This is a genomic window from Streptomyces sp. NPDC048278 (assembly GCF_040652195.1).
GTDB lineage: Bacteria > Actinomycetota > Actinomycetes > Streptomycetales > Streptomycetaceae > Streptomyces.
In genome coordinates this window covers 120634-134090 of record NZ_JBEZLP010000013.1, presented here as the reverse complement: position 1 = coordinate 134090, position 13457 = coordinate 120634, and the positions used below count along the sequence as shown (strand labels likewise).

Here is a 13457-nt window from a genome sequence, read left to right as displayed (position 1 = left end):
CCCCACGCACCCGCACCCGGCAACTACGGCGCAGGTTCCACCACCTGGGCGGACCCTCCACCCCGCCGCACCGTCTCCGCCGCCGCCAGCCACTTCCCACCCGGCAACCGCTGCACACCGGTAGCCGCCCCGATCTCGGGATTCAACGAGAACGAATGCCCGATCGCCTCCAACTTCCCCCTCAGCACGGGGTCGTTGTACAGCGCCGGCTCCAACTCGGTCTTCGCCGCGTTCCGCTGCGACGCCCGGGGCGCGGCGATCGCGTCCACCAGCGGCAGATGCCGGTCGAGGAACTCGGTCAGCACCTGGAGCACCGTCGTGATGATGGTCGCCCCACCGGGCGAGCCCACCGCGACCACCGGACGGTTCGCCTTGTCCAGGACGATGGTCGGCGAGATGGAGGACCTCGGCCGCTTTCCGGGCCCCGGGAGGTTCGGGTCGTGCACCGCGGGGTTCGCCGGGGCGAACGAGAAGTCGGTCAGCTCGTTGTTGAGCAGGAACCCGCGCCCGGGCACGGTGATCGCGCTGCCACCGGTCTGCTCGATGGTCAGCGTGTAGGAGACGACGTTGCCCCACTTGTCGGCGACCGTGAGGTGCGTCGTGTTCTCGCCCTCGTAGGTGGTCGGCGCCGCCGTCCCGGTCGACCCGGGGTTGTTGGGGTCGCCCGGCGCGACCGGGCTGGTCAGCACCGCGTCGTCGCTGATCAGCTTCGCCCGCTCGTCGGCGTACCGCTGCGAGAGCAGCCCCTTCGTCGGGACGTCCTCGAACGCGGGGTCGCCGACCCAGCGCCCCCGGTCGGCGAAGGAGATCCGGCTCGCCTCGATGAAGTGGTGCAGGTACTGCACCTCGCTCGCCTTGGAGAGGTCGGTGTTCTCCAGGATGTTGAGGGCCTCCCCGACGGTCGTGCCGCCCGAGGAGGACGGGGCGATCGAGTACACCTTCAGCCCGCGGTACGACGTCTCGGTCGGCGCCTGGAGCTTGGCCCGGTAGGCGGCCAGGTCCTTCACGGACAGCTTGCCCGCCCGCGCCTTCCACCCCGAAGCGGGGTCCACCGGCGGGTTGTTCACCGTCGAGACGATGTCCTTGCCGAGGTCGCCCCGGTAGATGTCGGCGATCCCCTTCTTCCCCAGCTCCTTGTAGGTCCTGGCGAGTTCGGGGTTCTTGAAGGTGGAGCCCACCACCGGCAGCTGCCCGCCCGGCAGGAACAGCCTGGCGGTGTCGGGGAAGTACCGGAACCGGGTCTCGTTCGCGGCGGTCTGCGACTGGAAGGTGTCGTCGACGACGAACCCGTTGCGCGCGATCCGTTCGGCCGGTTTCAGCACCGAGCCGAGCCGCTGGGTCCCCCACTGGCTGAGCGCCGTCTGCCAGGTGGCCGGGGTCCCCGGGGTGCCGATGCTCAGTCCGCTGCTGACGGCGTCGGCGAAGGCGAGCGGCTGGCCGTTCTCCACGAACAGGTCGGAGTCGGCGGTCAGCGGCGCGGTCTCGCGGCCGTCGATGGTGTGCACCGTACGGGACTTGGCGTCGTAGTAGACGAAGTAGCCGCCGCCTCCGATGCCGGAGGAGTAGGGCTCGGTGACGCCGAGTGCGGCGGCGGTGGCGACGGCCGCGTCGACCGCGTTGCCGCCCTTGCGGAGCACCTCGATACCGGCGGCGGTGGCGTCCGCGTCGACGCTGGAGACCGCACCGCCGTAGCCGACGGCCACCGGGGTTTTCGCGGGGGCCGCGGCGCCGGGGGCGGGAGGCGCCGCCGCCCCCACCGACACCACGGCGGCCGAGACCGCCAGGACCGTCAGTTTCCGCGCGACAGGGCGACGCATCCGCACCTCCAGTTCCGGAACGTCCGCGCAGCGTATCGACGGGGCCACGGCCCCGACAGCCACATTCAGGGCACTGTCATACGACCGCCACACTTCGAACACCGGTACGTTCCGGCCACCTGTGACCGCTAGCATGCGCGCCCATGAATGACGACCTGCGCAACATTATCCTCGGCGTCGTGGCGGCCGGCATCAGCGCGGCGCTCGGCTGGCTGGCCCGTACCTCGCTGTGGCGCCGGAGCCTGCGCCGCAAGCAGGCCTTTCTCGGGCTGCCGGAGAACTCGGAGTCGCTGCTGGTCGTCAACCGCGATCCGGCCACCTCCGAGCCCGCGGTCCACCGCTTCGACGTGTTCGCGCTCCTGGAGCTGGCCGCGCTCATCAAGGACTGCGGCGCGAACCTCCAGATGGTGACCCAGGACAACGTCCAGCAGGGCTTCGGCGAGCGGACCGAGTTCTGCGTCGGAGGTCCCGGGTCGAACCGCCGCATGCTCGCCCACATGTCCGCGATGCTGCCCGGCGTCCGCGTCAACATCGACCCGGAGCCGGGCCCGGACCGCGGCGCCTTCCAGATCGGCACCGAGCGCTACCGGCTGGATCCGGGCATCACGGAGTACGTCCTGCTGGCCCGCCTCACCGCCGGCCAGCGCCCCGACGCCCGCCCGGTGTTCCTCTTCTGCGGCCAGCGCGCGATCACCAACCAGGCAGCCACCCGCTACCTGGCCCGCAACCACGAACGGCTCGCCCGCAAACACGGCAAGAACTCGTTCGTACTGCTCCTGAAGGTCGTCAACTCGCAGGCGTACGGCCCCGACGTGGTCGAACTCGTCGAGGACGTCACCCGTGCCGCCCAGGCTCCGCTGCCGCCCGCCGCGACCGACGCCGCGCCCGCCTCGCACCGCGCGACCTGAGTGCCTGCACCCTTCAACAATCTCTACCCGCACGTAACTTACTGACGGGTTACTTACAGTAAGGGGTCGCGGTTACCGTCGGGTCACTTTGCATTGACGCACAGGGGAGTGACCCGTGGGAACCCATCGCAAGGCCCTGCGTACGACCGCCGTGGGCGCCGTCTCCGCGACCCTGATCGCCGGAGGCGTCCTCGGGTTCACCCCCGCCGCCCAGGCCGCCACGGACGGCGTCCGGTTCGTCGACATCACCGGCGACGGCGGCACGACGCTCAAGGCCAACGTCGTCACGCCCGCGGGCGCCGACGGCGCGCACCGCTACCCGCTGCTCGTCATGCCCACGAGCTGGGGCTTCCCCCAGGTCCAGTACCTGGCGCAGGCCAGGAAACTGGCCGACTCCGGCTATGTCGTGGTGGCCTACAACGTCCGGGGCTTCTGGCAGTCCGGCGGCGGGATCGAGGTGGCGGGTCCGCCCGACGTGGCCGACGCGTCCAAGGTGATCGACTGGGCGCTCGCCCACACCCCCTCCGACGCCGGGCACATCGGCATGGCGGGCGTGTCGTACGGCGCCGGCATCAGCCTGCTCGCCGCCGCGCACGACCCGCGGATCAAGGCGGTCGCCTCGCTCAGCGGCTGGGCCGACCTGATCGACTCGATCTACTCGGGCCGCACCGAGCACTCCCAGGCGACCGCCCTCCTCGACGGCGTCGGCCAGGTCACCGGCCGCCCGAGCGCGGAGACCGGCCAGGTCCTCAAGGACTTCTTCGCCGGCGACCTCGCCAAGGAGCAGGAACTGATCGACTGGGGAAAGAAACGTTCCGCTGCCACCTATGTCGACCAGATCAACAAGAACGGCGCGGCGATCATGCTCGCCAACGCCTGGGGCGACACGATCTTCCCGCCCAACCAGATCGCCGACTTCTACGGCCGGCTGACCGGCCCCAAGCGGCTGGAACTGCGCCCCGGCGACCATGCGACCGCCGAGCTGACCGGCCTGTTCGGGCTGCCCAACGACGTGTGGACGGACACCGAGCGCTGGTTCGACCACTACCTCAAGGGCGCGGCCAACGGGATCGACCGCGAACAGCCCGTGGAGCTCAAGTCCCGTACCGCGGGCGGCTACGAGGGCTATCCGGACTGGAAGTCGGTCGGCGCCGACCGGCGGAGGTTCGACCTCGCCGGCACGGCCACCGTGCACGCGAACGTCGACTCGGGCGCGGACGGCGGGATCGTCTTCCTGTCCAGCATCCTCGACCAGGTCGCCCAGCTGCCGCCGGTCGCCTCGATCCCGCTGCTCCCCCGGCGCTGGGCCGCCGTCTGGCAGTCCGAGCGGTACGCCGGCGCACAACAGGTGCGCGGCACCGCCGGGTTGCACACCACCCTCACCCCGACCGCGGAGAGCGGCACCCTCGTCGCCTACCTCTACGACGTGGGGCCGCTCGGCCTCGGCAAGCTGGTCACGAACGCGCCGTACACCTGGCACGGCCGGACGCCCGGCAAGGCGTTCGACGTGGACCTGGACCTGTTCTCCACGGCCTACGACGTGCCCGCCGGGCACCGGCTCGCGCTGGTGGTCGACACGGTGGACCCGCTCTACATCGAGCACAACCCGTCCGGCGCGCAGCTGACCTTCTCCTCGCCGGTGGACGACCCGTCGTACGTGTCCGTTCCGCTGCGCGAGCAGTGATCTCCGGCTGCCGCCGGCCGGGCCTGGCCCTTTGGCTGCTGCCCCCTACGGCAGCAGCGTCCCTGGTTCGGCCGGGGCCACCTCGGCGGCCCCGGTCTTGGGACTGTGCCGCTCCCGCCTGGCCACCCAGCCGGCGAACCACGAGAGCAACATGCACATCCCGATGTAGATCGGCGAGATCACCATCACCACGGGGATGAAGGGCAAATCGTAGTCGAGGTTGGATGCGATCAGTTTCCCGGCATGGAGGAACTCCTCGTAGGTGATGAGATAGCCCAGCGAGGTGTCCTTCAGGGCCACCACGAGCTGGCTGATGACGGCGGGCAGCATGGCCCGGACGGCCTGGGGCACCAGGACGTACGACATGACCTGGGTCTTGCGCATGCCGAGCGCGAACGCGGCCTCCCGCTGCCCGCGTTCGACGCTGTTCACCCCGGAGCGGAGCACCTCGGCCAGCACCGAGCCGTTGTAGAGGGCGAGTCCGGCGACCAGGGCGGGCAGGGGCTGGACCTTCAGCGCCACGAAGACGAAGAAGATCATCACCAGGACGGGCATGGCGCGGAAGAACTCCACGACGACGGTGGCGAGCAGGCGCACCGGCCGGTGTTCGGAGAGCCGTCCGACGGCCAGCAGCCCGCCCAGCGCCAGGGAGAGGACGGCCGCCGCCGCGAAGGCCTTGAGGGTGTTGCCGAGGCCGCGCAGGAGGAGTTCCTGGATGCCCTGGTAGGCGAAGGGCATCCACTTCGTGTAGGTGAACTGGCCGGTGGCGAAGAGGAGGTGGAGGATCCAGGCGAGCAGGGCCAGGATGACGACGGTCGCGAGGACGCCGTACGCCGTGTGCCGCCTTCTGGTGACGGGTCCCGGGATGTCGTAGAGCGCGGTGGCCTCGCTGCTCATCGGGCGACTCCCCAGGTGCGCTCCAGCACGTTGAACAGGGCGCTGATGGCGAGGGTGATGACCAGGTAGCCGACGGCGATCCACACGAAGGTCCAGACGATGTTGTAGCCGAGCTCGCTCAGTGTCCTGTAGGTGCCGAGGAGTTCGGTGACGCTGAAGGCACCGGCGATCGCGGAGTTCTTGGCGAGCGCGATGAGGGTGGAGCCGACCGGTGGGATCACCGACCGGAACGCCTGGGGCAGGATCACCAGACGGAGCGTCTGCCCGAAGGTCATGCCCAGGCTGCGGGCCGCCTCGCCCTGGCCCCTGGGCACGGTGTTGATGCCGGAGCGCAGCGCCTCGCAGACGAAGGCGGAGGTGTAGCAGCCGAGGGCGAGGACCGCGAACACCTGGAAGGGCAGGACCAGTCCGAAGCGGGGCAGGCCGAGCAGCACCGCGAAGAACAGGAGCGTGAGCGGGGTGTTGCGGAGCACGGTGACCCAGGCCGTGCCGAAGACCCGCAGGGAGCCGACGGGCGCGACCCGGAAGGACGCCATCACGAAGCCCAGGAACAGGGCCAGCACCGAGGAGTAGACGGTCAGTTCGACCGTGCCGAGGAACCCCTCGGCGTACGTGTGGAAGTTGTCGGTCAGTACGTTCATGCCGTCCTCGCTCAGCTCGCCGGATAGCGGTCGATCGGGGGCGGTGCCGGGGCGGGTACGCCGGACAGGCCGAGCGTCGCCTCGTACGCCTTCTTCCAGTCGCCGTTCTTCTCACGTGCCTCCAATGCGTCGTCCATCGCGAAGCGCAGGGCGGTGTCGCCGCGGGGGACGCCGATGCCGTACGGCTCCTTCGAGAAGGGCCGGCCGACGACCTTGAGTTCGCCGGGGGCCTTCGCCGCGTAGCCGATGAGGATGGCGTCGTCGGTGGTGACGGCGTCGACCTGGTAGGTGAGCAGGTTGTCGACACAGACGGAGTACGTGTCGTAGGCGACCAGGACCGCCTTCGGGTAGTCGGTCCTGATCCGCTGGTACGGCGTCGAACCGGCCGCCGAGCAGACGCGTTTGCCGGCCAGGTCCTGGGGACCGTGGATGTCGTTCTCGTCGTGGCGCACCAGCAGGGACTGGCCGGCCAGGTAGTAGGGGCCCGCGAAGCCGACCAGCTTCTTCCGGTTGTCGTTGATGGTGTAGGTGCCGACGTAGAAGTCGATCTGGCCGTTCTGCAGGGCGGTCTCGCGGTTGGCGGAGGCGATGGTGCGGAAGCGGATCGTCTTCGGGGCGAGGCCGAGGGAGGCGGACATCATCCTGGCGATCTCGATGTCGAAGCCCGAGTAGACGCCGGTGGCCGGGTCCCGCTCGCCGAGGTAGGGCTGGTCCTCCTTGACGCCGACGACGAAGTAGCCGCGCTTCTTCGCCCGGGTCCAGGTCGGGGAGTCCGGCAGCCGGAAGCCCTGCGCGACCTCGTATGCAGGGAGCTTGTCGGCCGCGGGGCCCTTGCGCGGTGGGCTGCCCTCCTTGCCGCAGCCGGCGAGGGCTCCGCCGAGCAGCGCGGTGCACAGGGCCAGGACGGCGGGCACACGGGTGGTACGGACCATGGCTGGCACTCCCCGCTCAGTGCTTGAGGATCTTGGACAGGAAGTCCCGGGCGCGCTCGCTGCGCGGGGCGGTGAAGAACTCCTCCGGGGTGCGGTCCTCGACGATGCGGCCGTCGGCCATGAAGACGACGCGGTGGGCGGCGGAACGGGCGAAGCCCATCTCGTGGGTGACGACGACCATGGTCATGCCGTCCCGGGCGAGCTGCTGCATGACCTCCAGGACCTCGTTGATCATCTCGGGGTCGAGGGCGGAGGTGGGTTCGTCGAAGAGGAGGGCCTTGGGTTCCATGGCGAGGGCGCGGGCGATGGCGACGCGCTGCTGCTGGCCCCCGGAGAGCTGTGCGGGGTACTTCCCGGTGTGCGCCGACAGGCCGACGCGGTCGAGGAGTTCACGCGAGCGCCGGTCCGCCTGGTCCCTCGTGCGCCCGCGGACCTTGATCTGGGCGAGGGAGACGTTCTGCAGGACCGTCTTGTGGGCGAACAGGTTGAAGGACTGGAAGACCATGCCGACCTCGGCACGGAGCTTCGCGAGGGCCTTGCCCTCCTGGGGCAGCGGCCGGCCGTCGAGCGTGATCGTCCCGGACTCGACGGTCTCCAGGCGGTTGATCGTCCGGCACAGCGTCGACTTTCCCGACCCCGAGGGGCCGATGACGACGACCACCTCGCCCTTGCCGACGGTGAGATCGATGCCCTGGAGGACATGGAGCTCGCCGTAGTACTTGTTGACGTCCCGCAGTTCGATCAGAGGATCGACGGCCATCCGCAGCCCTACCCGCTCTCAGCTGTGTCGTGGTTGCCGCAAACTATCCAGCCGCGGGTGGCCTTGAGGCACGACACGCACTTATCGGGCATAAGCCGTATTTAAGCCGTCTTTATCACTCGCCCTCGCTCCCCCTCACTCCCCCGATCGCCGCGCGGGCGGCAGCCGTTCAGGCCTCGGCGACCTCCGCGTAGAGCTGGGAGAGCTCGGGGACCCCGCTGGCGGCCCAGTCGTGCCCCGATACGACGACCTCGAACTCCCGCCCGGACGCGAGCCGTACGACCGGCTCCCCGTCCGCCCGGATCTCCCACTCGGCGCCGGGCACGGTCCGGGTCAGGACGGTGCCCAGATACAGACCGGCGTCGGTGCCGAGCCAGTTCAGGGTCTCCTCGTCGTCCCGCCAGCGCGGGAGCAGCTGGTCGAGCGCCTCCAGCGAGGCCGGGGTGTCGTCGAGCGCGACACCGTCCTCGGCCGCCTGGGCGCGCAGGAACTCGCACTCGGCGAGCAGGTCGGGGTCGGCTCGGTGGGGGACGTCACCGGTCTTGCCGTGCCTGTTACCCAGGAAGGGGATGTTCATGGTCCCAGGTTGACACTCACACCTCCAGGTCCACCACCACCGGGGCATGATCGGAAGCGCCCTTTCCCTTGCGCTCCTCGCGGTCGACGTAGGCGTCCTTCACGGCGTTGCCGAATGCTTCGTTGCCGTACACCAGATCGATACGCATGCCGCGGTTCTTGGGGAAGCCGAGCTGGCGGTAGTCCCAGTAGGTGAACGGGTGGTCGTACTTCAGCGGGCGCGGCACGACGTCGGAGAGGCCGGCCTCGCGCAGGGAGGCGAGAGCCGCACGCTCGGCCGGGGTGACATGGGTGAGGCCCTCGAAGGCGGCCACGTCGAAGACGTCGTCGTCCGTCGGCGCCACGTTGTAGTCACCGAGGACCGCGAAGGGGCGGCTGCCGCCCGCGTCCCCGGCGACGGCGGCCTTCAGCGCCTCGAACCACTGGAGCTTGTAGGCGTAGTGCGGGTGGTCCACCTCGCGGCCGTTCGGCACGTACACCGACCAGACCCGGACCGCCCCGCAGGTCGCCGAGACCGCGCGGGGCTCCACGCTGCCGTCGTAGCCCGGGTCGCCGGGCAGGCCCTTGACGACGTCCTCAAGACCGACTCTGGAGAGCACCGCCACGCCGTTCCACCGCCCGGTGGCGTTCACCGCGGCCTCGTAGCCCAGCTCGCGCAGCGGCTCGAACGGGAACTGGTCCTCGGCGAGCTTGGCCTCCTGGAGGCAGAGCACGTCGGTGTTGCTGCTCTCCAGCCAGGCGAGGAGCCTGGGCAGGCGGGCGGTGATCGAGTTCACGTTCCAGGTCGCGATGCGCATGCTCCACAACCTACCGGGCGCCTCTGACAACCGGTCCGGGACGCCCGGCCCCTCGCCACCGCCCGCGGGCCTCGGACGTCCGGCCTGAGGGTCTGGCCTCGGACGTCCGGTCTCAGACGTCCGCCGAGGCCCCCGGTGCCAGCCGCTGGTGGTCCGCGCCGCCCAGGGCGCCGATCTGGCGGTCGTAGATGGGCCGGGCGAGGTCGGTGAGCAGGGCGTCGTGGATGTCGTAGGCGCGCTGCGGCTTCACCTCACGGACGTAGTCGATGACCTCGGAGATCTTGTTCCAGGGCGCCATCACGGGGAGCATCAGCGTCTCGACGGTCTGGTCGGGGACGGTGAGGGCGTCGCCGGGGTGGAAGACCCTGCCGCCGTCGATCAGGTAGCCGACGTTGGTGATGCGCGGGATGTCCGGGTGGATCACCGCGTGCAGCTCGCCGTGCACCTGGACGTCGAAGCCGGCGGCGGTGAAGGTGTCGCCGTGGCCGACGGTGTGCACCCGGCCGGGGAAGGCCGCCGTCAGCTGGTCGGCGACGGACTTCAGGGTCCAGATCTCGGCGCCGGGGTTCGCGTCCAGCGCCGCCCGCAGCCGGCCCTCGTCGAAGTGGTCGGCGTGCTCGTGGGTGATCAGGATCGCGTCCGCGCCGACGGCCGCGTCCTCCTCGCTGAACCCTCCGGGGTCGAGGACGAGCGTGCGCCCGTCCTTCTCCAAGCGTACGCACGCGTGGGACTTCTTGGTGAGCTTCATGGTCACCATCCTGCCCCCGGGCCGTCCGGCAGTCCTCGGGAACGCCTCGCTCCCCGGGGGACATCTCAGCCCTCGGGAGTGGTCTCCTCCCGGATCACCTGCTGGGCCACCCGGAACGCGCTGTTCGCGGCCGGTACCCCGCAGTACACCGCCGCCTGGAGCAGCACTTCCTTGATCTCGCCCGGGGTGAGGCCGTTGCGGAGCGCGGCCCGGACGTGGAAGCCCAGCTCCTCCAGATGGCCGCCCGCGACCAGCGCGGTGAGCGTGACGCAGCTGCGCGAGCGCCGGTCGAGGCCCGGCCGGTCCCAGATCTCGCCCCACGCGTAGCGGGTGACGAACTCCTGGAAGTCCCCGGAGAACTCGTCGGCCTGCGCCAGCGCCCGGTCCACGTGCGCGTCCCCGAGCACCTCCCGGCGGACCTTCAGTCCCGCGTCGTACGGGTCGGGCCGCCCCAGCGGCTGCGGCACGGCGACGGGCGGGGCGATCTCGGCGATCGGCGTGAACTGGGGGGCGACCTGCGGCACGGCCTGGGGCGCGGCGGGCAGTACCGGCTTCACCGGGGCCGCCGGGATGGCGATCTGGCCGGTGGTCGAGTCGTATGCGGGCTGCCAGGCGGTGGAGAAGTGCCGGACCAGCAGATCGGTGACGGCGGCGGGCTGCTCGACCGGGACCAGGTGGGAGGCGCCGGGTACGACCGCGAGCCGGGCGTCCGGGATCCCGGCGACCAGGGTGCGGGCCTCGGCGGGGCCGGTGACCTGGTCGTCGGAACCGACCAGGACGAGGGTGGGGACGCCGATCCGGCCGATTTCGTGCCGTACGTCGAAGCCGGCCAGTGCCTCGCAGGCGGCGATGTAGCAGCCGGGGTCGGTGGTACGGACCATCTGGACGGCCCACTCGGTGATCGCAGGCTGGGCGGCGGCGAACCCGCTGGTGAACCAGCGCTCGGGCGAGGTCCGGGCGATCGGGTCGAGGCCGTTCGTCCGTACGATCACACCGCGCTGCCGGAACTCGTCCGGCGACCCGAACCGGGGCGAGGTGGCGACCAGCGCCAGCGAGGCGATCCGCTCCGGGTGCCGCAGCGCCAGCTCGATGCCGACGGCTCCGCCGAGCGCGCAGCCCGCGTAGCCGAAGCGCTGCACGCCGAAGGAGTCCAGCGTGGCCAGCAGCCGCGCGGTCAGCTCGGCCACGGAACCGGCCGGGTGCGCCGGCGCACCGCCGTGCCCGGGCAGGTCGTAGCGGAAGACCCGCCACTGCTGGACCAGCTCCGGGATCTGGCGGTCCCACATGTGCCAGGTGGTACCAAGTGAGGGACCCAAGATCAGGACAGGGGCGCCTTCTGGCCCGTCAAAGCGGTATTGCAGGGCGTTCGTCGGTGTCTCACTCACACCCTGCACGCTCTCACATCTCACCTCCAGTCCTACCGCCAGGGCCAGAAGGTCTGGGGAGACGCGGGCATGGACGCCATGTGGTCCGCCTCGACCGTCAAGGTCATCGGCTCCGGGATCGACGACCCCGACTTCGCCGACAAGCTGTCCCTCCTGATCGGCGACCACGACGTGGAGACCACGTCCACCTCGCACTCGGAGTCCGGCAAGAGCACGTCGATCTCGATGCGGCAGGAGCGGATCCTGCCCGCCGACGCGATCCGCGCCCTGCCCAAGGGCACCGCCTTGTGTTTCGCCACCGGCATGCGCGCCGCCATGCTCGACCTCCGCCCGTGGTACCGCGAGCCCGGCGCGGAGGAACTGTCCGCGGCCTCCGCCCGCGCCTCGCAGGCGATCACCGCCCGCGCCGTCGCCAAGCACACGCCAGCGCAGTCCGACTTCCAGCAGGCCGTGTGAGCGACGCCCTGCTGCACCTGGTGCCGGTCCGCTCCCGCCAGGCGAAGGAGTTCGTGCGGACCTGGCACCGCCACCACCCGCCGCCCGCAGGACAGATCTTCGCCGTCGGCGCCGCCGACGAGTCCGGCGTCCTGCACGCCGTCGCCATCGTCGGCCGGCCCGTCGCCGCCACCTCGACGACGGCGCCACCCTCGAAGTCACCCGGACCGCCAGCGACGGCACCGGCAACGCCAACTCGCTGCTCTACGGCGCATCGTGGCGCGCGACGAAGGCCCTCGGCTACCGGCGCCTGATCACCTACACGCAAGACGGCGAGAGCGGCGCATCACTGCGCGGCGCCGGGTGGCGCACCATCGCCAGCCGCCCGCCCCGGGCCGGATGGCACACCCCCTCCCGCCCACGGTCCGGCCACGGCAACGACCACGTCACCCGCCTGCTGTGGGAAGCCCCTTGACCGAGCCCGCTCCCGCACCCCACCGGGCCAGCCATCCTCCGCCTTCCCGTCCTGTCCCCGCCACCGGAGTTGTCCTGCACACCGTCGACCTGACCGAACACACCCGCCTTCTCGGCGAAGTGGCCCCCACCCTCAAGGAGTTGTCCGCGCAGGCAACACGGATCCGGGAGGGCGAGATCGCCAAACCCGTCCGGGAGATCACGCCCCTGAGCCTGCAGGTCCACGAGCTGGCGATCAGGTGCACACGCCAACTCCACGACCTGTCGGCCAGCCAGTACCCCGCGATGAAGGGCGGCGCCGACAACCTGGCGCACCTGGCCGGCGCCTGCGCTCAAATCTCCCTCGCCGCCACGCTGTGCAACCTCGCCATCCACCACCGCACCGAGATCCTGCTGTCCGAGGACGCCGACTCCACCCCCGCGACCAGCCGTGATCAACTCCGCCGCGCAGGTGACGAGATGCGGCGAGCGGCCACCACCTACCGTGCCGTGGCCCGACAGCTCTCCCGCCGCCTCGCCTCGTTCTCGGAGCGCGCCGAGGACCGGCAGCTCATCGCCGACGCCCTCCGGCACCACCCGCAGCAGGCCCCCACCGCGTCACCGGTCCCCGCCGCCCGGCGCCGCGTATGACGACACCACCGGCCGAGAGCCTCCTGTTCGACGTAGCCGCCCCGCCGACGCCCGTCGAGCGGCTGCTGCTGCTCGCCGACCAGTACGTGCAGCACAACGACATGCTCGACCGTCTCCTGCGGGCCGGCCCAGCGTCGGAGCCCGACGCCCACGCCGACTCCGCGCAGCAACTCGCCGCCGCGACCCGCACCGCGATCAAAGCGGTCGCCGACGCACGCCTCTTCCACAACCATGAGCTGTCGAACGCGGTGGTCCGCCTCCAGCAGCTCGCCTTCCTGAGCAGCGCATCCGCGGACCAAGGGCCCCACACGGCCCGCACACTGACCGCCCTGGCCCCCGAGGCGGCCATGGAGTGCGCCGGCACCCTCGCCTACGAGATACGGCACCGCCGCGGCAGTACCGGCAGCGTTCCGCACCACCGGCTGACCTCCACCCACCGCACCGCCTTGTGGGAAATCGGCTGCGGGAACGTCGTGGCCACCAACTCCCTGGGCCGTCAGTACGTCCACTACCGGGACGAGCGCGTGCTGATCGGCACGCTTCGGGCGCTGGAAGCGGACGGTCTGGCCGAACGCGTCCCGAAGGCCGCGCCCTCCGCCTACATCGGCGGACCGCTCCAAGACCGCGTATGTCTCACCGCGGCCGGCACCACCGCCCTGGCCGCCGCCATCAGCAGCCCGCACAGCGCCAGACCCCCCGGCACCACACCCGCGCCCGCGCCCGCGGAGTCGGCCGCCCGGACCCGCTGACCGATCCCCCGGAGTCACACCACC

At 70.9% G+C, this 13457-nt stretch carries 13 protein-coding genes and 2 pseudogenes; 6 read left to right on the top strand and 9 right to left on the bottom strand.

Annotation, left to right across the window (positions count from 1 at the left end):
• Window positions 1-23: 23 nt before the first annotated feature.
• Window positions 24-1817: a gamma-glutamyltransferase gene (gene ggt, locus AB0D74_RS23495; protein ID WP_362590180.1), complete on the bottom strand. Its 1794-nt coding sequence runs from the start codon at window positions 1815-1817 to the stop codon at window positions 24-26.
• A gap of 143 nt (window positions 1818-1960) precedes the next feature.
• Between ggt and AB0D74_RS23490 the strand changes: the two genes are divergently transcribed.
• Together AB0D74_RS23490 and AB0D74_RS23485 are read left to right on the top strand one after the other, a co-directional pair.
• Complete coding sequence (locus tag AB0D74_RS23490; protein WP_362590177.1) at window positions 1961-2725, top strand: hypothetical protein; 765 nt, start codon at window positions 1961-1963, stop codon at window positions 2723-2725.
• Between the two features lie 115 nt (window positions 2726-2840).
• Complete coding sequence (locus tag AB0D74_RS23485; protein ID WP_362590175.1) at window positions 2841-4409, top strand: CocE/NonD family hydrolase; 1569 nt, start codon at window positions 2841-2843, stop codon at window positions 4407-4409.
• A gap of 45 nt (window positions 4410-4454) precedes the next feature.
• Here the strand turns inward: AB0D74_RS23485 and AB0D74_RS23480 are convergent, their stop codons facing one another.
• The 8 genes from AB0D74_RS23480 to pcaC form a co-directional block, all read right to left on the bottom strand.
• Complete coding sequence (locus AB0D74_RS23480) at window positions 4455-5306, bottom strand: amino acid ABC transporter permease (RefSeq protein ID WP_362590172.1); 852 nt, start codon at window positions 5304-5306, stop codon at window positions 4455-4457.
• The gene (locus AB0D74_RS23475; RefSeq protein WP_362590169.1) at window positions 5303-5947 is read right to left on the bottom strand and encodes an amino acid ABC transporter permease; all 645 of its coding nucleotides are present in this window, start codon (window positions 5945-5947) and stop codon (window positions 5303-5305) included. Before AB0D74_RS23475 ends, AB0D74_RS23480 begins: the two co-directional genes overlap by 4 nt.
• An 11-nt stretch (window positions 5948-5958) precedes the next feature.
• Window positions 5959-6879: a glutamate ABC transporter substrate-binding protein gene (locus tag AB0D74_RS23470; protein WP_362590166.1), complete on the bottom strand. Its 921-nt coding sequence runs from the start codon at window positions 6877-6879 to the stop codon at window positions 5959-5961.
• A gap of 16 nt (window positions 6880-6895) precedes the next feature.
• The gene (locus tag AB0D74_RS23465; protein ID WP_362590163.1) at window positions 6896-7639 is read right to left on the bottom strand and encodes an amino acid ABC transporter ATP-binding protein; all 744 of its coding nucleotides are present in this window, start codon (window positions 7637-7639) and stop codon (window positions 6896-6898) included.
• A 169-nt stretch (window positions 7640-7808) separates the two neighbouring features.
• The gene (locus AB0D74_RS23460) at window positions 7809-8216 is read right to left on the bottom strand and encodes a DUF6278 family protein (protein ID WP_362590160.1); all 408 of its coding nucleotides are present in this window, start codon (window positions 8214-8216) and stop codon (window positions 7809-7811) included.
• 16 nt (window positions 8217-8232) lie between these two features.
• Complete coding sequence (locus AB0D74_RS23455; protein ID WP_362590157.1) at window positions 8233-9012, bottom strand: exodeoxyribonuclease III; 780 nt, start codon at window positions 9010-9012, stop codon at window positions 8233-8235.
• A gap of 112 nt (window positions 9013-9124) precedes the next feature.
• On the bottom strand, window positions 9125-9760 hold the full coding sequence (locus AB0D74_RS23450; protein WP_362590154.1) for an MBL fold metallo-hydrolase: 636 nt from the start codon (window positions 9758-9760) through the stop codon (window positions 9125-9127).
• Between the two features lie 65 nt (window positions 9761-9825).
• Complete coding sequence (pcaC, locus tag AB0D74_RS23445) at window positions 9826-11145, bottom strand: 4-carboxymuconolactone decarboxylase (protein WP_362590151.1); 1320 nt, start codon at window positions 11143-11145, stop codon at window positions 9826-9828.
• A gap of 24 nt (window positions 11146-11169) precedes the next feature.
• Between pcaC and AB0D74_RS23440 the strand changes: the two are divergent.
• The 4 genes and pseudogenes from AB0D74_RS23440 to AB0D74_RS23425 all read left to right on the top strand — a co-directional run.
• Window positions 11170-11601: pseudogene (locus tag AB0D74_RS23440) on the top strand (TraM recognition domain-containing protein); the annotation flags it as partial.
• Window positions 11598-12055 (top strand): annotated as a pseudogene (locus tag AB0D74_RS23435) (XF1762 family protein). The pseudogenes AB0D74_RS23440 and AB0D74_RS23435, both read left to right, overlap by 4 nt.
• On the top strand, window positions 12052-12684 hold the full coding sequence (locus AB0D74_RS23430) for a hypothetical protein (RefSeq protein ID WP_362590148.1): 633 nt from the start codon (window positions 12052-12054) through the stop codon (window positions 12682-12684). Before AB0D74_RS23435 ends, AB0D74_RS23430 begins: the two are co-directional and overlap by 4 nt.
• Entirely contained in the window at window positions 12681-13433 is a 753-nt protein-coding gene (locus AB0D74_RS23425; RefSeq protein ID WP_362590145.1) for a hypothetical protein, read from the top strand. The genes AB0D74_RS23430 and AB0D74_RS23425 overlap by 4 nt, the downstream gene beginning before the upstream one ends.
• The last annotated feature ends 24 nt before the right edge of the window (window positions 13434-13457 follow it).